The 17,708-nt window shown below is 47.2% G+C and carries 20 protein-coding genes; 8 read left to right on the top strand and 12 right to left on the bottom strand.

Features of this window, described 5'->3' with window-relative positions:
* Positions 1 to 2: 2 nt before the first annotated feature.
* From DI392_RS12365 to DI392_RS12355, 3 genes are read right to left on the bottom strand one after another with little or no spacing between them, the layout of a single operon-like run.
* Complete coding sequence (locus tag DI392_RS12365) at positions 3 to 1,853, bottom strand: DUF3413 domain-containing protein (protein ID WP_109320211.1); 1,851 nt, start codon at positions 1,851 to 1,853, stop codon at positions 3 to 5.
* Positions 1,854 to 1,856: 3 nt separating this feature from the next.
* Positions 1,857 to 2,573, bottom strand: coding sequence for a 3-deoxy-D-manno-octulosonic acid kinase (locus DI392_RS12360; RefSeq protein ID WP_109320210.1), 717 nt, complete (start codon positions 2,571 to 2,573; stop codon positions 1,857 to 1,859).
* A gap of 1 nt (position 2,574) precedes the next feature.
* Complete coding sequence (locus DI392_RS12355; RefSeq protein ID WP_109320209.1) at positions 2,575 to 2,964, bottom strand: diacylglycerol kinase; 390 nt, start codon at positions 2,962 to 2,964, stop codon at positions 2,575 to 2,577.
* Between the two features lie 105 nt (positions 2,965 to 3,069).
* On the opposite strand from DI392_RS12355, the gene DI392_RS12350 reads away from it, so the two are divergent.
* Together DI392_RS12350 and DI392_RS12345 are read left to right on the top strand one after the other, a co-directional pair.
* A complete protein-coding gene (locus tag DI392_RS12350) occupies positions 3,070 to 4,140 on the top strand; it encodes a glycosyltransferase family 9 protein (RefSeq protein ID WP_109320208.1) in 1,071 nt (356 codons plus the stop codon).
* A complete protein-coding gene (locus tag DI392_RS12345; RefSeq protein ID WP_109320207.1) occupies positions 4,133 to 4,930 on the top strand; it encodes a glycosyltransferase family 2 protein in 798 nt (265 codons plus the stop codon). The genes DI392_RS12350 and DI392_RS12345 overlap by 8 nt, the downstream gene beginning before the upstream one ends.
* Here the strand turns inward: DI392_RS12345 and DI392_RS12340 are convergent.
* Positions 4,899 to 5,933, bottom strand: a complete 1,035-nt coding sequence (locus DI392_RS12340; RefSeq protein WP_109320293.1) for a glycosyltransferase family 9 protein — start codon at positions 5,931 to 5,933, stop codon at positions 4,899 to 4,901. The genes DI392_RS12345 and DI392_RS12340 overlap by 32 nt on opposite strands.
* Before the next feature lie 136 nt (positions 5,934 to 6,069).
* Between DI392_RS12340 and coaD the strand changes: the two genes are divergently transcribed.
* Positions 6,070 to 6,567, top strand: coding sequence for a pantetheine-phosphate adenylyltransferase (coaD, locus tag DI392_RS12335; protein ID WP_109320206.1), 498 nt, complete (start codon positions 6,070 to 6,072; stop codon positions 6,565 to 6,567).
* A gap of 51 nt (positions 6,568 to 6,618) precedes the next feature.
* On the opposite strand, the gene DI392_RS12330 is transcribed toward coaD, so the two are convergent.
* The 6 genes from DI392_RS12330 to radC all read right to left on the bottom strand — a co-directional run bounded on the left by DI392_RS12330 (position 6,619) and on the right by radC (position 11,404).
* Positions 6,619 to 8,604: an LTA synthase family protein gene (locus DI392_RS12330; protein ID WP_109320205.1), complete on the bottom strand. Its 1,986-nt coding sequence runs from the start codon at positions 8,602 to 8,604 to the stop codon at positions 6,619 to 6,621.
* 32 nt (positions 8,605 to 8,636) lie between these two features.
* Positions 8,637 to 9,446, bottom strand: coding sequence for a bifunctional DNA-formamidopyrimidine glycosylase/DNA-(apurinic or apyrimidinic site) lyase (gene mutM, locus DI392_RS12325; RefSeq protein ID WP_109320204.1), 810 nt, complete (start codon positions 9,444 to 9,446; stop codon positions 8,637 to 8,639).
* Between the two features lie 16 nt (positions 9,447 to 9,462).
* Positions 9,463 to 9,927: a hypothetical protein gene (locus tag DI392_RS12320; protein ID WP_109320203.1), complete on the bottom strand. Its 465-nt coding sequence runs from the start codon at positions 9,925 to 9,927 to the stop codon at positions 9,463 to 9,465.
* 110 nt (positions 9,928 to 10,037) lie between these two features.
* The gene (gene rpmG, locus DI392_RS12315; RefSeq protein ID WP_004728408.1) at positions 10,038 to 10,205 is read right to left on the bottom strand and encodes a 50S ribosomal protein L33; all 168 of its coding nucleotides are present in this window, start codon (positions 10,203 to 10,205) and stop codon (positions 10,038 to 10,040) included.
* 13 nt (positions 10,206 to 10,218) lie between these two features.
* Positions 10,219 to 10,455, bottom strand: a complete 237-nt coding sequence (gene rpmB, locus DI392_RS12310; RefSeq protein WP_109320202.1) for a 50S ribosomal protein L28 — start codon at positions 10,453 to 10,455, stop codon at positions 10,219 to 10,221.
* 274 nt (positions 10,456 to 10,729) lie between these two features.
* A complete protein-coding gene (gene radC / locus DI392_RS12305) occupies positions 10,730 to 11,404 on the bottom strand; it encodes a RadC family protein (RefSeq protein ID WP_109320201.1) in 675 nt (224 codons plus the stop codon).
* A gap of 215 nt (positions 11,405 to 11,619) precedes the next feature.
* Between radC and coaBC the strand changes: the two genes are divergently transcribed.
* From coaBC to DI392_RS12280, 4 genes are all read left to right on the top strand, one after another.
* A complete protein-coding gene (gene coaBC, locus DI392_RS12295) occupies positions 11,620 to 12,843 on the top strand; it encodes a bifunctional phosphopantothenoylcysteine decarboxylase/phosphopantothenate--cysteine ligase CoaBC (RefSeq protein WP_109320199.1) in 1,224 nt (407 codons plus the stop codon).
* Between the two features lie 118 nt (positions 12,844 to 12,961).
* Positions 12,962 to 13,417 (top strand): dUTP diphosphatase, encoded by a 456-nt coding sequence (gene dut / locus DI392_RS12290; RefSeq protein ID WP_109320198.1) that lies wholly within the window; start codon positions 12,962 to 12,964, stop codon positions 13,415 to 13,417.
* 129 nt (positions 13,418 to 13,546) lie between these two features.
* Entirely contained in the window at positions 13,547 to 14,137 is a 591-nt protein-coding gene (slmA, locus tag DI392_RS12285; protein WP_109320197.1) for a nucleoid occlusion factor SlmA, read from the top strand.
* A 29-nt stretch (positions 14,138 to 14,166) separates the two neighbouring features.
* Positions 14,167 to 15,120 (top strand): Kdo(2)-lipid IV(A) acyltransferase, encoded by a 954-nt coding sequence (locus DI392_RS12280; RefSeq protein WP_425445695.1) that lies wholly within the window; start codon positions 14,167 to 14,169, stop codon positions 15,118 to 15,120.
* A gap of 80 nt (positions 15,121 to 15,200) precedes the next feature.
* Here DI392_RS12280 and pyrE read toward each other — a convergent pair whose 3' ends face one another.
* Both pyrE and rph read right to left on the bottom strand, forming a co-directional pair.
* A complete protein-coding gene (gene pyrE / locus DI392_RS12275; RefSeq protein WP_109320195.1) occupies positions 15,201 to 15,842 on the bottom strand; it encodes an orotate phosphoribosyltransferase in 642 nt (213 codons plus the stop codon).
* Positions 15,843 to 15,906: 64 nt separating this feature from the next.
* Positions 15,907 to 16,623, bottom strand: coding sequence for a ribonuclease PH (rph, locus tag DI392_RS12270; protein WP_109320194.1), 717 nt, complete (start codon positions 16,621 to 16,623; stop codon positions 15,907 to 15,909).
* A gap of 172 nt (positions 16,624 to 16,795) precedes the next feature.
* Between rph and DI392_RS12265 the strand changes: the two genes are divergently transcribed.
* The gene (locus DI392_RS12265) at positions 16,796 to 17,662 is read left to right on the top strand and encodes a YicC/YloC family endoribonuclease (protein ID WP_109320193.1); all 867 of its coding nucleotides are present in this window, start codon (positions 16,796 to 16,798) and stop codon (positions 17,660 to 17,662) included.
* Positions 17,663 to 17,708: the final 46 nt, after the last annotated feature.

Raw genomic sequence — 17,708 nt, 5'->3', positions numbered from 1 at the left:
CCTTATCGATTAAACCGGCTAATCTGTTTTAAAGCTTCATTTAGCTGAGCATAATTCAGTTCAGTATCCAGTTTACGGTTAGTTTTATCCATATAAGCGTAATCGCCGCTGTTCATGACTTCCAAAATAGTGTTGTCGGATACCACAGCGTAACTGCCATAACTAGCTGAAATAACCCAGTCACGTTTCGCAGGTTCTCCTAACAAGTCTTCACCGCTTGAATAATCCTTAACATCATTCCTTACACCCAGATAGTTTTTCATGATTGTCGGTACGACATCCTCATGGCTGGAAATCTGGTCTCGTGGCCAAGTGACGGCTGCTGAGCTCACACCTGGGCCAAACATCATAAACGGTACCTGGATCTGCGCGTTGGTGAAGTTACCATTATGTCCCCAGAAGTTTAACTTATTATCATTAAGCTCCTGTGCATGATCACCCGTAATAATGACGAGTGTGTTATCCAGATCACCATTCTGCTCCAGCTTTTTAAATACCTTGTTCACCAAACTATCAACATAATGCACGCTGGTTTTATAGCGATTAAAGAAGGTTGTTGGATCGGTTTCGTTATTCAGCTCCAGATAGTTAACGGTATCCAGCATTGGCTCAAATCTGTGGGCGTAATCGTCAGGGAAATCATACCCATGCGGCGCATCATAAAACAGGAAGGAAAATGTCGGTTTGGATTTATCACGGCCGTTATCGTACCAGTCCAGCCAATCCTTCGTCAGATCGGCATCCAGTTCTGATGGGCGACCGCCTTCTGAACCATTACGCAGATCTGGAATGCTGGCAAAAACGGTCTGGTTAAACTCCGGTGAACGAAGCTGAGCTGCCGTAAATATTCCCAGGTCATAATCCATATCCTGCAGGCGCTCGATCATTACCGGAGCCTTACGGTTAGCCAGAAACGCATGCCAGTAGGTGCCCGGCACACCATAAAAAAGGCCAAAAATACCGGTTCGGGTCGAGTTACCCGTTGATAAATGGTTGTTGAGAATCACGCTGTCTTTCTGATGCACCATATTCCAGATAGTTGGTGACATATCAGGGCCATATGTATCAAAACGCCATGAGTCTATCGCTATCAACATAATATTGACCGGCTTCTTAACCGAAACCGTATCCAGAGGTGTTAACGGGTAATTCAGGTCACTATTCTGGTTCACTTGCATGGCTTTCTGACGCTGAACCGCGTCTTCATCGACCCAGCCGTATTTACGCATCAGCTTATTGGAAGTAGCTGGCTCAAACAGCGGAAGATAACGTTTCATCATCGTGACCGGCTGATAGGCATTGGCCGCGGCCCAGATATGAATACCATGGGTTGCCAGTAGAGCAGCAAAGGTGAGCAGAGCAAACTTTTTCCCCAGTTTACGCTTCATAATGGCCGGTATTTTTTCCAGACGGCGAACCGTCACCCACTGAGCGACAAACAACAAAACCGTACCGCCAATCACCATCAGCCAGGTTATCAGCGGGAAGCTGACGATCTGCCCCGCCAGAATCATATCCACCACCACAAAATTGATGTGGAAGCGGTACTGGGCAAATACTATGGTATCGATAAACAGGACAATGATGCCGACAGAAGCCAATAACGCCTGAATGCCACGGCGGGGAATAGCCGGTAAAAGAAGAAAAGGAATCGAAATAAGGCCAATCAGTGCGGCAAACAGGGTCATCTGTCCCCAGATACCCACAACCATGAAAATCAGCGCTTTGGGCTCACTTGGAAACTCTGGTAAAAACTGGAAATAACGGGCGGATATCAGCATCGCCAATATCGCATTGATTAAAATTAACCAGCCGTGGGCGTGTAACTTCTGTTTAAATGTCGGGGAATACAAGGTTTACTCCTGATAACCAGCAAGAAGAGCGTTAAAATCCGGCTCTTCCCAAAATATATCGTGTTTGTTTTTTTCCTTTCGGAAGGAGCGAAGCAGGCGATCTAAGTTCGCCCTTTTCCAGCCATCTCCAGACGGCTGACAGCATTTATCAAAATCAATAATCCATACTTTTTCATCACCGTCACATAACAGATTATGGATATTGAGATCCGTGTGATTCACTCCGGCATTATGCATTTTCCGGATTTCCCGGCCTATACTCTGATACCTATCAGCAGATAAGGGCTCAATCTTTAAGATGGACACCAGATCCCGGGCATCCGGAATTTTTTCACTCAGCAGATCAGCCTGATAACTGAATAAACCTCGTGTCGCTTTTGCCGCAATCGGCCTAGGCACATGTACACCAGCGTCAGCCAGATACTTTAGCAACTGAAACTCCTGATAACTGCGGGTCTGCTCCCAGCCAGAAAACAGGTAATGGTCTTTAACTAACTTGCCGAATAAGCCACCACGCCGGTAATGACGTAACGCCCCCTGCAGCTTTTCCAGTTGGACAAACCAGGTCGTGCCTCTTCCCTGTGCAGACCCAACCACCTTGCCAGCACTCTGCCAGAAGCGGAGTTCAAAACAGTCTTCCGGGGATTCAGACAAGAGCTCATCATCAAACCAGATGCATTCGTTCCCTTTGAGAACCTGTTTACAGTGCAAGGTGTTCATCTCAGAACCAGTATCTGTTGCCGAGGATCAGAAACCAGGTTATACCGGCAAAAATCAGGGAAATCATAACCGCGGCCGATCCCATATCCTTCGCCCGGCCACTCAACTCGTGGTGCTCAACTCCAACGCGATCGACAACAGCCTCGATGGCTGAATTCAACAATTCGGTGACTACGACCAAAACACCAACGCCCAGCATGAGTATTTTCTCGATCATCGTAATATCCACCAGAATAACAACCGGTAAAGATATGATGAACAGTGTCAGCTCCTGACGAATGGCGGCTTCATTTTTCCAGCCAGCCCTTAGTCCCTGAACCGAGTATCCACCCGCCTTGATAATTCTTTTTATGCCGGTATTACCCGGTTTACCTGGATTTTCTGATGTCATGGTCTCAACTACATTTAAAAGCAGGAAATAAAACAGGGGTTATTTTACATTTATTCCCCTTAACTGCATAATTCCTGCTAACAAAATAAATGATGAATCAAACCGATGTCGCTTTTTTCTGCACCTCCTTTGTTTTCCACCCAGCCCAAAGCGGTCTGCTTTTTACGGTTGTCGGCTATCGGGGATATCTGCCACGCCGTTGCGGCGATACAGGCACTGCAAAAACACTGGCCTGAGACTAAAATCACCTGGATTATCGGCAAGGTAGAGGCTCAACTACTGGATGGATTAGAAAATGTTGAGCTCATCGTGTTTGATAAAAAAGCAGGCTTTAAAGGCATGCAGGCGGTATGGAGCCAGTTGAAAGGCCGGCAGTTCGATGCCTTAATCCATATGCAGATTGCACTGCGCTCCAGCCTGCTGACCCTAGGGATAAAAGCGAGATACAAGGTAGGGTTTAATTTTAAACGGGCCAAAGAAGCACAATGGCTGTTTACCAACCGAAGAATTCCGGATACTCAGTCTCAGCATGTACTGGATAGCTTCTTCTCTTTTATCGAGTACCTGGGAATACCGCGCACATCACCTGAGTGGCAGCTTCCTTTGAGCGAAGAAGATCATCAGTTTGCTGAACAGACTATCCCTCAGCAGGCAATCGCTATCTGCCCGGCAGCCAGCAAAGATGAACGCAACTGGCTGCCAGACCGATACGCGACATTTGCCGACTGGGTGACAGAGCAAGGCTTTACCGTCGTATTCTGCGGCTCTCCAACGGAAAGAGAGAGAAAACTGGCAGATACCATTCAGAGTCAGATGCGGCACAATGCGATTGATCTGGTTGGAAAAACCACACTTAAACAACTGACAGCGGTATTAGGTCGGGCTGACATCGTTCTCGCGCCGGATTCCGGCCCGGCACATATAGCCACCACTCAGGGAACGCCGGTTATCGGCCTGTATGGTCACAGTAATCCCAAGCGAACCGGGCCTTATAACAGCCAGCAATACGTAGTCAGTGTCTACGAACAATTCGCTCAGGAACAACACGGAAAACCTGCGGAACAACTGCCATGGAGCTGCCGGGTAAAAGGCGCTCATGTCATGGACAGTATTACGCTTGACGCTGTTAAGCTATCTTTTAAACACATCCTCCAGGATAGGAAACCAGATGCCTGATACCATCACGACTAAAAAACCAACGCTGGCCGTTGTACTGATTGTCAAAAATGAAGCTGATAACCTGAATGCCTGTTTAAAAACCGTGGAAGGATGGGTAGATGAAATCGTGATTCTGGACTCAGGAAGTACCGATGAGACTGAGCAGGTTGCCCGACAATATACCGACAAATTTTATACGAATAATGAATGGCCCGGATTTGGTCCACAACGTCGCTTAGCCCAACAGTATGTCACGTCTGATTTTGTTCTCTGGCTGGATGCGGATGAAAGAGTTACGCCTGAACTAAAAGAAAGTATCAGGCAAGCTGTTATGGCGAACAAACCAAAGACTGTCTACCAAATGTGTCGCCTAAGCTGGGTATTTGGCCGTTATATTCGTCATTGCGGCTGGTACCCGGACAGGGTAACCCGCCTTTACCCAACAGCGCTGACTCAATATGACGATGCACTCGTGCATGAGAAAGTAGAACTGACCAGTGATATGAACGTAGAAGCTCTTTCCGGTGATGCGATCCATTATACCTATAAAGACCTTCACCATTACCTGGTCAAATCAGCAGGATACGCTAAGGCCTGGGCAGAGCAGCGGGAAAAGCGAGGCAAAAAAAGCAGTATTTCTTCTGGCGTAATCCATGCGCTCGCCTGCTTTGTAAAAATGTACATCCTGAAACGGGGCTTTTTAGACGGTAAACAAGGCTTCTTACTGTCTCTGTTATCGGCGCACTCTACGTTAGTGAAATACGCCGACCTCTGGATCAGGACAAGTACTGAGCAGCCCAAGGATTAAGCTGTAGAAGGACCTCTCTTACATCCACTTTACTCATATCACTTTCTTCTTCTTTTGTCCCTCCTTTTGGAGGAGCAAAAGCAATATGTCGACCTTCCGAGTTAAGAGGCAACCACCGCAGAGGTGTTGATGAGCGTTTACTTGGGAAAAAACCAACCGTAGGAACATCCAGCGCAGCAGCAATATGCAGTGGCCCGGTTGAACCCGCCATAAACAGATTTGCACAGGCAATAGAACGGGTAAAGTCTATAAGGCCATCATTTTTATCGTAAATAACACCATTTCGATTCCGAAGCTTTACCTTCGTCAATAGCTCTCTGGCCTTTGCTTCTTCACCCGGCCCTGCAGTGATAACCAGCTCAAAATCAGCCTCGATGGCCGTTATCAGATCCGCATACTGCTCAAGAGACAGGTTGTTTGCCGATCCTCCCGTCCCGGCATGCACAAATAGCCAGCGCTTATCCGGACAAATATCCAATTGAGTGACGAGCTTTTTCTTTTGCTCAGCCAGTTGTTCTGATTCAAAGCGAAGATAAGGTGCTGACGGCTCGTTTATGTCTACTTTCTGATCGGCTAAAAACTCACGTATTAGATCGAGGTTGTACTGATACTCAGGTTTGGCTGATTGTGACCGTTTCTGGCGAAGACGATGATTATAAAAAATCTGGGCCAGTTTTGTTGCCGGAGCTAAACGATAAGGTATACCAGCCTTCCACACTAAAAGAGCATTGTAGGTGGTAGAAAACAGGTTAATGGAAGCATCAAATTGCTTACTTTTAAGCTCCGTTATTAACGCCTTTTTCTGCTCCTTACTTCCTTTTTTGGTAGGATCCAGTATCACATCATCAATCCATGGGCATAGCTTTGCCAGCTCCACCGTATAGCCAGGAACCAAAGCTGTAATATGACAATCCGGCATTGACTGTTTCAGCATCGCGAAACTTGGCCACGCCAACATAAAATCACCGATTTTGTCATTACGAACCACTAAAATCTTCTGCATCTTGTTCATTGTTTATTGCTGTCCTCTGCAACTAATACTACCCGAATCATGAAATTTAGATAGGTAGAACACCGTGTTTTTGTTAGCATTCGGGCAATAGAACATTCTGTTTCCTATCATTTAAGTGAGTTATGACATGTCTGAAAAACCAACATCAACAGTCATCTACCCCGGTACCTTCGATCCGATAACCAACGGCCATATCGATCTGATCCTGCGAGCCGCCAAAATGTTTGGTCATGTCATCATCGGCGTAGCAGCCAGTCCAAGTAAAAAAACCATGTTCACGCTGGAAGAAAGAGTGGGGATGATCGAAGACGTGTTCAGCGAATATAACAACATTTCTGCGGTTGGCTTTTCAGGCTTGCTGGTCGACTTTGCCAAACAGCAGAATGCAAACCTGCTCGTACGGGGCCTGAGAACAACCATCGATTTTGAATATGAATTCGGCCTGACCAATATGTACCGAAAACTCCTGCCCGAACTGGAAAGCGTCTTTTTAACCCCTTCCGAAGAATATACTTTCCTTTCCTCGACGATTGTTCGGGAAGTCGCTCTACATGGTGGTGACGTGAGTCAGTTTGTACCAAACAGCGTTGAAAAAGCACTTAAAAATAAAGCAATTAATGCTTAGCTGTCTCAACACAAAGAAATGGGCTGACCGCCCATTCCTTATAAAAGCTCATTAGCGTAGACCTTCGGTAATCTGCCAGCGCAGATAGTAATCCTGTAGTTTATGATATTCTGCCGCCAGTTCAGGGGTGGGATTTGGTTCCGGCTGCGTCAGATTATGTAAACCATCACTGGCCCACGGATAAAGCTGGTCTGGCTTCGCCATCAGATATACCCCTTCATCTGAGATAACCTGCCCATTATTATACCCAAAGTTGTGTAACGGCTTAGCAGATAACAAATTTTTTCCACCCAGAGAAATATAATCAGCATCCGACAGACTCGCATGATACAGCGTTGGGAAGATATCCTTATGCGAGCCAATACGCTTTTCATCATAAGTGAAATCCGTATGGCTGCGAATCGCATCAGGCACATACAAATAGAAAGGTACACTAAAGCTGATAGCCAGTTCATCAGGCTGGTTAGGATCGAGATAACGCATACGGTGATCGCCTGTCGCGGCAATCACTGTACGATCTTTCAGAGCGCTGGATTTTACAGAAGCCACAAAATCGCCCAGAGCATTATTGGCATACTGATAAGCGCCTAACAGCGCTTTCCCATGCTCAGCCATTGGACCCAGTAATGTGTTCAGACGCTGACTTGGCTGAACTGGCTTTGGCTGATAGTTCTCCGGAACCATAAAAGGAGAATGGTTAGTCACCGTCAGCAGATAAATCATTAACGGCTTCTCTGACTCTTTCATCAACTTTTCGGCATACTTGAAAGCGAACTCATCCGGCACACCCCAGGTTCCATAATACGCTTCCGACTCAGGGTATTCCCGTATCAAGGTATTTTCGTCAATGATTCGGTCAAAGCCTTGCAACGGCAGGTAATTCAATAAATTACGCCACATCGCATTACCAGCGGTAATATATACCACCTCATAACCAGCCTTTTTGTACGGCAACACTGCCGAGCTTGGCAGTCTGACTTTCTGAGCACTGGAACGACTGATATTCGGTGAACTACTGTGAAACAGCATCATAGCCATGGTGTCGATAGTCGCGGTGGTACCGGCCAGAAAGCGCTTGAAGACAAAGTCATCATGAAAAGCAGGACGCAGCGAGCCCAATAAGTCGTTATTGTTAGCATCATCTTCCACCAAGACATTGGTCCCAAAACCTTCCATCAAAGCCATAACAACATGGGGCTTGTTCTCTGCAAGGTATGAGTTTACCGGAGTAGTATATTCCGGCGTTGGCTGCTGGAGCACTTTCTGCATCTGAGCAACCACCAAATCTTCAGTAACCGGTTCAAAGGTCGCCTGCTTATTATAATCTGCCCGGGCCCATTCCAGAGCAACAAATGCATTCGGCGTGAGCTTATTCAGTACATCATAATCCGACACACTGGCATGATAACGCTTAAGGGGCAATATAGTGAGCGATCCCCGGGCAAGAGAGGCATAGGCCAATACAGTAATAACGACGACCACCGTCATCAAAGACCAGTGCATTGACTTGATACTCCAGCGCTCAGACAGGCGCAGAAAGCGCGAGACAATAAACGTCATCAGGAAAGTAATCGCAGCCACAGCCAGCAAAGCAACCAGAACCGGATAATCACTCCAGACGCTCGTCAGTACCGCTCCGGTATCATCATCAAACAGACCAAAGACAAACACATCAATATAATTACCAAACGTCGTGTAATAGTAGTAATTGCCGATACTAAAAGTAGTGAGTAAGAAAAAAAGAACGGCAGCATAATAAGGAAGTATCTTTCTGAGCTTACTGAACCCAACTGGAAACGCAGCCACCAGCAAACCAAGCAGAAACAGCGGCGCAAACCCTATAGTGGCGACTTTTAAATCAAAGCGGCTGCCTACCCAGAAGGCTCTGAACAGATCGACTTCCCGCCCCGACAGCATATCCGGATCCACTTGCAGATAAAAGAAGATGACCCGCCCAATAAGCAAAAGGACTGCGGAAAGGAGCACCGTAAAGCTGACCGCTCCGGTTATCTGATAAAAATTCTTCTGGAAATTCATAGTGATTAAGTACGTCTACATTAATAAAATAACTAGTGCTGGCAGGTTGGACAAAAATAACTGTTTCTCTGGCCTATTTTTTGTTGCTGGATAATATCACCACAGACAGGACAGGGCTCGCCAGCTTTTCCATACACCTGAAGCTTGAGCGCAAAATAACCCGGTTTGCCATCTGCCTGGGAAAAGTCCTGCAGGGTCGTCCCGCCCTGTTTTATCGCATCGGCCAGAACGGCTTTGATCGCTGCCACCAGTGTTACCCACTGTATTGACGTCAGTTTTCCGGCTGGCGTAGTCGGGAGAATAGCAGAGCTAAACAAAGATTCATTTGCGTAAATATTACCCACGCCGACCACCACTTTGTTGTCCATAATGAACGGTTTGATAGCCACCCGCTTACCTTTGGCTTTCTCCTGCATATAGCTCGCAGAAAACTCGGCTTGCAGGGGCTCGGGCCCTAAGTGCCCCAACAACTCATGTATCGAGCCTTTCTCCTGCCACAGCCATGCGCCGAAACGGCGGGGATCGTTATAACGCAGCCGTTTACCATTCGCCAGAATCAGATCAATATGATCATGTTTACCGTGAGGATGATCAGAATTCAGTACCCGAAGAGAACCCGACATACCAAGATGAACGATAACCGTCCCCTGCTCTGTTTCCAGCAACAGATACTTCGCTCGTCGCCTTACCGCCTTAATGACCTGACCCTGCAGATGGTTAAGCTCCTCAGAGACCATCCAACGTAGCTTCGGCTGGCGGATAACGATAGCCTGAATCGTTTGATTCAGCAGGTGAGGCTCAATACCCATCCGGCTGACTTCAACTTCAGGTAACTCGGGCATAACGACTCCTTACGACTTAAAAAGGAAACAGGTAACTATCTTCAACGGACACCGCTATCCATTTGTTCTGCCAGTTCTTTAACAACCAGAATTTAGGAGTCTGATAATAAGTCACCCTCTGCGGCTCTTCCTGATCCAGATACCACACTTCTATTGTCTCCGGGCTGGAAAGAGAACCTTTAAGCTGAGAAAAAGTATCTTCATCCACCTCAGTTCCAGCCAGAGATATCCACCGCGAAGCCAGATCCGCTGCAGATATCGTGCTTTCCTGATTCATCACCCAGGTTTCACCCTGTCGCTCTAAAGACAACCGGGAGAAATGTAGCTGCTCAACAGTGGCATCAGGATTTAACAGATAAGGATAAGCGGGCCCCTGCTCTTGCAAACGAGATTTAAGCACATTGGGCAGATTCAGAACGACCATAAAAATAATCAGGGCAAAGATCAGCAGGTTATTCCAACCACGGCGGGATAGTTTCATTACAGGTCACCTAAGAATAAGAATTCTTAGTATTTAGCAGGACAAAATATAAGTCAAAAAAAAACCCGGCTATAAGCCGGGTTTTCGCTGTTCTAAAAGCTAACAATCAATTACTTGATTTTTGCTTCTTTATACACAACATGCTGGCGAACTACTGGATCAAATTTCTTGATCTCAAATTTGCCTGGCATGTTACGCTTGTTCTTGTCAGTAGTGTAGAAGTGACCAGTACCAGCAGAAGATACTAGACGAATTTTCTCACGAATGCCTTTAGCCATTGCTCAATTCCTCTTATACGTTCTCGCCACGTGCACGGATATCAACAAGAACAGCATCAATGCCTTTCTTATCGATGATACGCATGCCTTTAGCAGATAGACGTAGTTTAACAAAACGTTTTTCGCTCTCTACCCAGAAACGATGAGTTTGTAGGTTCGGCAGAAAACGACGCTTAGTAGCATTTCGTGCGTGTGAACGGTTGTTACCCGTTACTGGACGCTTACCAGTTACTTGGCATACTCGGGACATGAATGTCTTCTCCAAATCGTTTCAGCTCGATATCAACCTTGCTGGCTGACCTCCTTATTGTTCGAAAAGAACGGAGGTAAAAACCGCTATGGAAAATCCACACAAGGCTATCAAAGGTCGCGCATTATACTAACTTGATATGCATTGCTCAAGACCCGAACAGATCCTTTTTACAAGATTTGCAGATCTTTTTTGAGTATAAAGCTGAATTGTGTTCAAAAATAGTGCGCGGATCATACCAGAATTTACACAGCTCACAACAAAAAAATGCGATTTATATCCAGCCTCTTTCGGCAAAGGAGATAACCTCACCGTCACCAATAACAAAATGGTCCAAAACACGGATATCCACCAGAGCGAGCACATCCGATATTCGGTCCGTAATCCTTCGGTCAGACTGACTGGGTTCGGCTACCCCCGAAGGGTGATTATGTGCCAGAATAACGGCAGCAGCATTATGCTCCAAAGCCCGCTTCAGCACTTCTCTCGGATAAACACTGGCGGCATCAATAGTGCCTTCAAACATCACTTCATCACCGATCACACGGTGCTGATTATCCAGAAACAGAACGTAAAACGCCTCCCGATGCCTGTCCCTCAACATGCTAGAGAGATACATCTGCGTATGCTGCGGACTGGTCAGCGCCCCTTCCTTTTTTAACGTTTCGCCAAGATAACGTTGTGTCATCTCCACGACCGCCTGCAACTGTACATATTTCGCCTCCCCCAGCCCCTTATGCTTGCAGAAATCTTCTTTACTGCAGCTAAACAGCTTTCTCAGAGAGCCAAAGTCCGTCAGCAGATAATCAGCCAGTTCTATCACATTCATACCCCTAATGCCGGTACGCAGAAAAATAGCGAGAAGCTCCGCATCGGACAGTGATTGAGCACCACGGCTGAGTAACTTTTCTCTTGGCTGTGATTCCAGAGGAAGAGATTTGATGGTCATAGACACTCCTGTTTTTCCAATCCTTTTCGCCAATAAAAGGCCTGCCGGAAGAGTAATCAACTCTGATGTTTCATTTCTGGAGACATTTCAGGTTATGACAGCCCTATTATCCGCTGTGTATCTTTTCACTGTGCAAGTGACCACTTACTTATCCCTGTATTATTCACGCTAAAAAATGTGGTAAAGTTTGCACAGAAATTTTGGAGAACCAGACAATGCAAACTCTGACAGGAAAGAATATCCTTCTTGGGATCAGTGGTGGCATCGCCGCTTATAAGTGTGCGGAGCTCACCAGACGCCTTATGGAACGAGGTGCTGAGGTACACATTGTGATGACCGAAGCAGCCAAAGAATTTATTACTCCGCTGACCATGCAGGCCATATCCGGCCACCCGGTTGCGGAAAGCCTGCTCGACCCTAGGGCCGAAGCCTCAATGAGCCATATTGAACTGGCCAAATGGGCAGACATGGTGCTTCTGGCTCCGGCCACAGCAGATCTTATTGCTCGCGTTGCTGCCGGCATGGGGAACGATCTGGTATCAACAGCCGTTCTGGCAACCGATGCCCCAGTGGTTGTGGCTCCGGCCATGAACCAACAGATGTACCAGAATATTGCGACTCAGGAAAATATCGCCACACTGAGCCGACGAGGCATGCATATCTGGGGGCCCGATGCCGGAGAACAGGCCTGTGGTGATGTCGGCCCCGGCCGCATGCTGCAGCCAATGGATTTAGTTGAGCGCTGCGAAGCATTTTTCCAGCCAGAAGCCACTTCTGACTTATTAAAAGGTAAGTCCTTACTTCTTACGGCAGGCCCAACCAGAGAAGCACTGGATCCGGTACGTTACATCACAAACCATAGTTCAGGAAAAATGGGCTATGCACTAGCGCAAACTGCTGCCGAGATGGGGGCGAATGTCACCCTTGTCAGCGGTCCGGTCGCCATTGAAGCGCCTGCAGGTGTCTCCATCATCAATGTCGACACCGCTCAGCAGATGCATCAGGAAGTGATGTCGCGAACCACAGATGCGGATATCTTTATCGGCTGTGCCGCTGTTGCGGATTACCGTCCGGAAATGGTGTCTGAGCAAAAGATGAAAAAAGCCGATGACAGTGACACCCTCACTATCACCATGGTGAAAAACCCGGATATCATTGCATCGGTTTCAGCTCTCAAAACCGACCGGCCATTTACGGTAGGGTTTGCGGCTGAGACCCAGAATGTAGAACAATACGCGCTCAGCAAACTGGAACGTAAAAATCTGGATATGATCTGCGCGAACGATGTTTCCGTAGGCGGACAAGGTTTTAACAGCGACGACAATGCTCTGACTCTTTACTGGAGAGACGGTAAAAAGAACCTGCCTCTGGACAGTAAGCTGGCGTTAAGCCGGGAAATTCTGGTAGCAGTGAGCGAGAGACTAGAGACTAGAGACTAGAGACTAGAGACTAGAGACTAGAGACTAGAGAGAATACAGGGTACAGAAAACATCGTCATCCCTGCGAAGGCAGGGATCGACTTAACTATTTTCAACAACAGCTAAATTAATAAAACTCATGAAACAAATTGACTTAAAAATTTTAGACGAGCGTATCGGTAACGAATTTCCCCTTCCTGCATACGCAACAGAAGGGTCTGCGGGACTGGATCTGCGCGCCTGTCTTGATGATGCATTAACCGTAGAGCCTGGGCAGACTCATCTGATCCCGACCGGCCTTGCTATCCATATTGCTGACCGAAAACTGGCAGCCACCATTCTGCCTCGCTCCGGGCTGGGACATAAGCACGGCATCGTACTGGGGAACCTGGTTGGTCTGATTGACTCTGATTACCAGGGCCAGTTGATGGTTTCTGTATGGAACCGTGGTCAGGATGCTTTTACTATTGAGCCGGGAGACCGGATCGCTCAACTGGTATTTGTTCCCGTTGTACAGGCTGAATTCAGCATTGTTGAAGATTTTGAAGCCACAAAACGTGGTGAGGGTGGCTTTGGTCACTCAGGTAAACAGTAACATTACCTCCTCGGGTGCTCTGTCATACCTTGCTCTATAACCCATTATTCTACAGTCAATAACCGGCAGAGCACTCCCGCAGTTAGAACAAAAATTATAAACCACAGGTTGTCTAAAGGAATCGGAACTATGGCGGGTACAAAAAAATCCAATCGTCGTGAAGAAATACTACAGGCCCTTGCTCATATGCTGGAGTCTAACGAAGGGGCTTCACGTATCACTACAGCTAAACTGGCCAAGCAGGTGGGTGTTTCAGAAGCGGCTTTATATCGGCACTTCCCCAGCAAGGCTCGTATGTTTGAAGGCTTAATCGAGTTTATTGAAGAAGCGATTATGTCTCGCATCAACCTTATTCTGGATGATGAAAAAGATACCCTGCAGCGTATCCGTTTAGTCCTGCAACTTATTCTCGCCTTCTCAGAAAGAAACCCCGGTTTAACCCGAATCCTGTCGGGTCATGCCCTGATGTTTGAAAATGAGCGCCTGCGTGACCGTATTAACCAATTATTCGAGCGCATCGAAACTCAACTCCGTCAGGTCCTGAGAGAACGTAAGCTTCGTGAAGGAAAATCCTTTCCTGTGGATGAAAAAATTCTCGCCGCCCAGCTTCTCGGGCAGGTAGAAGGCAGCCTGAACCGGTTTGTCCGTTCCGATTTTAAATATCGTCCAACCGAAAACTTTGAAGAATACTGGGCACTGCTGAGCGCGCAGATACAGTAATGACAGCGCTCCTGTAAAAGAATCCTGAGATAATAATGAGTAATTACAACGCCCCTGAATTTTCGACCTCTTTACTGACTCCGAAATACTGGCCTGTCTGGTTTGGATTTGGCCTGTTAGCTCTGCTCGTCAATCTTTTTCCTTATTCTCTGCTTTATAAAACAGGGAGAGGACTCGGCATATTAGGAATGAAATTCGGGAAAAAACGAGCTCATATTACCCGGCGTAATCTTGAGCTTGCCTTTCCGGAGAAGACAGAACAAGAAATTGAAACTCTGACAACGGAGAATTTCAAAAATACCGGGCTGGCACTTATCGAAACCGCTATTGCCTGGTTCTGGCCAGACTGGCGTTTTAGAAGACTGATCATTTCTCATGACACATCCCAACTGGAATCCCTTGAAGAGCAGGGAAAAGGGGTGCTGCTGTGTTGCGTCCATGCCCTGAATCTGGAAATTACCGCCCGCGCTTTTACGGTCGTCGGTAAGCCAGGATATGGCATCTACCGCCCGCATAACAACCCAGCTTACAACTTTATCCAACACTGGGGGCGTACCAGAACCGGCAATCAGCTTATCGACAGAAAAGACCTGAAAGGCATGATCCGGGTACTGAGACGAGGAAACCGGCTCTGGTATCTGCCTGATCAGGATTATGGTCGTCGAAAATCCGTCTTTGTGCCCTTTTTCGCGGTAAAAGATGCCTGCACAACGACAGGTACCAGTATTCTGGCTTACACCAGTAAATCCGCAATGGTGACCGGCTCCAGCTTCAGAAATGCACAGGGAAAATACGAGTTAATCGTCAGTGAAGATATTCAGCCAGACTACCCTCAGAAAGATGAAAAAGCGGCGGCAGCCTTTATGAACAAGCAGATGGAACAAGTGATTCTAAGAGCGCCGGAACAATGGATGTGGCTGCATAAACGGTTTAAAACAATGGAAGATCCATCAATACCGATGGGAAGTCGGTATAAGCAGTAAAATACAATACCAAGAATACAGATAACCAGTGGCTATCTGTATTCTTTTATATCAGAACAGATTTAAAATATCCGAAGAGTTTAAACCCCGAACTCAGCCCGATACGCTTTTACCGCTTCCAGTTGTTCCTGGTTGTCACCTTTCTCTTCCAGATAAGTAATCAGATCGCTCAGGCTTACGATAGACACGACTGAACAGCCGAAGTCGCGCTCCACTTCCTGAATCGCAGACAACTCACCCTTGCCTTTTTCCTGACGGTCGATAGCCACCAGCACACCTGCCAGGTCAGCACCATTTGCTTTGATGATTTCCATGGACTCACGGATTGCAGTACCAGCGGTAATAACATCATCCACCAGCATGATACGGCCTTCCAGCGCACTCCCCACCAGATTTCCACCTTCACCGTGGTCTTTGGCTTCCTTACGGTTAAAACAGTATGGGGTATCCACATCATGGTGATCCGCCAGAGCGACAGCGGTGGTCGTTGCAATTGGAATCCCCTTGTACGCAGGGCCAAACAGCACATCATAATCAATGCCGGAATCTACCAGAGCAGCCGCATAAAAACGACCCAGACGAGCCAGATCACGGCCGGTATTGAACAAACCAGCATTAAAGAAGTAAGGGCTCTTTCGGCCTGATTTCAAAGTAAACTCACCAAACTTCAGCACCTCTTTTTCTAAGGCAAACTCAATAAACTCACGCTGGTATGCTTTCATCTCTTGTCTCTCATCCATTTTACATACAAAAAAATAGCCCCTTTACAGGAGCCATTAATAAAAACTAGTCGGCTAAGGCCGCTTTCTGAGCCTTAACAATATCTGCAATACCCTGCTTCGCCAGAGCCAGCAAATCCATCAATTCTTCATGGGAGAAAGGTTCACCCTCAGCGGTTCCCTGAATCTCGATCATACGGCCATCTTCCGTCATCACGACATTCATATCAGTATCTGCTGCAGAGTCTTCCACATATTCCAGATCACAGCGGGCTTCATTATCCACAATACCCACGGATACAGCCGCAACATGGCCCTTCATTGGGTTGGACTTTAGCTTGCCTTCTTTAACCAGGTAATCAAACGCATCCGCCATGGCCACACTGGCACCTGAAATAGAAGCGGTACGAGTACCGCCGTCAGCCTGGATCACATCACAGTCAACCGTCACCATCATTTCACCCATGGCTTCCAGATCGACCACGGCACGCAGGCTACGGGCGATAAGACGCTGAATTTCCATGGTACGACCACCCTGTTTACCACTCGCCGCTTCACGACGGGTGCGGGAATGTGTCGCACGTGGCAGCATGCCATATTCAGCCGTCACCCAGCCTTTCCCCTTTCCTTTCAGCCAGCGGGGAACATTCTCTTCCACACTCGCGTTACAAAGGACTTTGGTGTCACCAAACTCTACCAGCACAGAACCTTCAGCATACGCTGTGTAGTTACGAGTAATCTTGATTGGACGAACTTGTTCCTGCTTTCTGTCATTTGGTCGCATGAAATCTCACCTGAAAATGGGAATAGAATTGGGCGGGGATTATAGCCGAATACGGGGTTAGGGGCGAGAGGCAACACGGGAAAACTTGTTTTCGGAACAAGCGTTTTAGCATGAGTGTGTTAGCATTAAGAAATACATAATGTTTTCACACATGTGATAGAAGGTATTTCGAATGATCTACAGCATGACCGCTTACGCGCGTAAAGAAGTCAAAGGTGACTGGGGAAGCGCGGTCTGGGAAATTCGCTCTGTTAATCAGCGCTATCTTGAAACCTATTTCCGCCTGCCGGAGCAGTTCCGCTCTCTGGAACCGCTTCTTCGTGAACGTTTCCGTCAACGCCTTGCCAGAGGTAAAGTAGAGTGCCATCTGCGTTTTGAAGCCAACCCTGCTGCGAAGGGTGAGCTGACCATTAACAAAGATCTGGCCAATCAGGTTATCAAGGCCGCCAATCAGATCATGCATATGACCGGGGAGCTCAGCCGGGTTAACCCTTTCCAGGTCATGCAGTGGCCGGGCGTGATGGAAACCCCGGAACAGGATATGGACTTAGTCAATCAGGCTCTGCTGATGACTTTTGATGAGACACTGATTGATTTTATCGAAGCACGCGGACGTGAAGGTGAAAACATGAAGTCCCTGATCGAACAACGACTTTCTTCGATTACCGAGGAAGTCGTCAAGGTCAGAGCCCGTATGCCAGAAATTCTGGAATGGCAACGCGAACGTCTGTTTAATAAATTTGAAGATGCCAAGGTTGAACTGGAACCCGGCCGGGTAGAACAGGAGTTGATCCTGCTGGCACAAAAATCAGATGTGGCCGAAGAGCTGGACCGTCTGGATTCACACGTAAAAGAAACCACCAACATTCTGAACAAAGGTGGCTCCTGTGGTCGCCGCCTGGACTTTATGATGCAGGAATTCAACCGCGAATCGAATACCCTGGCCTCTAAATCCATCAGTTCTGATATCACCGCTTCTGGCGTTGAGCTTAAGGTATTAATCGAACAAATGCGGGAACAGATCCAAAACATCGAATAATGTTTTTAGTGGTATCATTAAGTAACAAAAACAACTCAAGCCCCTG

Origin of the sequence: Vibrio albus, from assembly GCF_003144035.1 — a bacterium.
Taxonomy (GTDB): domain Bacteria; phylum Pseudomonadota; class Gammaproteobacteria; order Enterobacterales; family Vibrionaceae; genus Vibrio; species Vibrio albus.
Note: the sequence above shows the minus strand (reverse complement) of the source record. Positions and strands in the feature narration are given on the sequence as shown.

Excerpts from the sequence above, each read along its gene's own strand:
- DI392_RS12350 (WP_109320208.1), top strand. The coding sequence starts at position 3,070 with ATGTCGCTTTTTTCTGCACCTCCTTTGTTTTCCACCCAGCCCAAAGCG.
- dut (WP_109320198.1), top strand. The coding sequence starts at position 12,962 with ATGAAACAAATTGACTTAAAAATTTTAGACGAGCGTATCGGTAACGAA.
- radC (WP_109320201.1), bottom strand. The coding sequence starts at position 11,404 with ATGACCATCAAATCTCTTCCTCTGGAATCACAGCCAAGAGAAAAGTTA.
- DI392_RS12320 (WP_109320203.1), bottom strand. The coding sequence starts at position 9,927 with ATGAAACTATCCCGCCGTGGTTGGAATAACCTGCTGATCTTTGCCCTG.
- DI392_RS12340 (WP_109320293.1), bottom strand. The coding sequence starts at position 5,933 with ATGCAGAAGATTTTAGTGGTTCGTAATGACAAAATCGGTGATTTTATG.
- rpmB (WP_109320202.1), bottom strand. The coding sequence starts at position 10,455 with ATGTCCCGAGTATGCCAAGTAACTGGTAAGCGTCCAGTAACGGGTAAC.
- DI392_RS12265 (WP_109320193.1), top strand. The coding sequence starts at position 16,796 with ATGATCTACAGCATGACCGCTTACGCGCGTAAAGAAGTCAAAGGTGAC.
- DI392_RS12355 (WP_109320209.1), bottom strand. The coding sequence starts at position 2,964 with ATGACATCAGAAAATCCAGGTAAACCGGGTAATACCGGCATAAAAAGA.
- DI392_RS12345 (WP_109320207.1), top strand. The coding sequence starts at position 4,133 with ATGCCTGATACCATCACGACTAAAAAACCAACGCTGGCCGTTGTACTG.
- rph (WP_109320194.1), bottom strand. The coding sequence starts at position 16,623 with ATGCGACCAAATGACAGAAAGCAGGAACAAGTTCGTCCAATCAAGATT.
- DI392_RS12330 (WP_109320205.1), bottom strand. The coding sequence starts at position 8,604 with ATGAATTTCCAGAAGAATTTTTATCAGATAACCGGAGCGGTCAGCTTT.
- DI392_RS12360 (WP_109320210.1), bottom strand. The coding sequence starts at position 2,573 with ATGAACACCTTGCACTGTAAACAGGTTCTCAAAGGGAACGAATGCATC.
- pyrE (WP_109320195.1), bottom strand. The coding sequence starts at position 15,842 with ATGAAAGCATACCAGCGTGAGTTTATTGAGTTTGCCTTAGAAAAAGAG.
- rpmG (WP_004728408.1), bottom strand. The coding sequence starts at position 10,205 with ATGGCTAAAGGCATTCGTGAGAAAATTCGTCTAGTATCTTCTGCTGGT.
- slmA (WP_109320197.1), top strand. The coding sequence starts at position 13,547 with ATGGCGGGTACAAAAAAATCCAATCGTCGTGAAGAAATACTACAGGCC.
- coaBC (WP_109320199.1), top strand. The coding sequence starts at position 11,620 with ATGCAAACTCTGACAGGAAAGAATATCCTTCTTGGGATCAGTGGTGGC.
- coaD (WP_109320206.1), top strand. The coding sequence starts at position 6,070 with ATGTCTGAAAAACCAACATCAACAGTCATCTACCCCGGTACCTTCGAT.
- mutM (WP_109320204.1), bottom strand. The coding sequence starts at position 9,446 with ATGCCCGAGTTACCTGAAGTTGAAGTCAGCCGGATGGGTATTGAGCCT.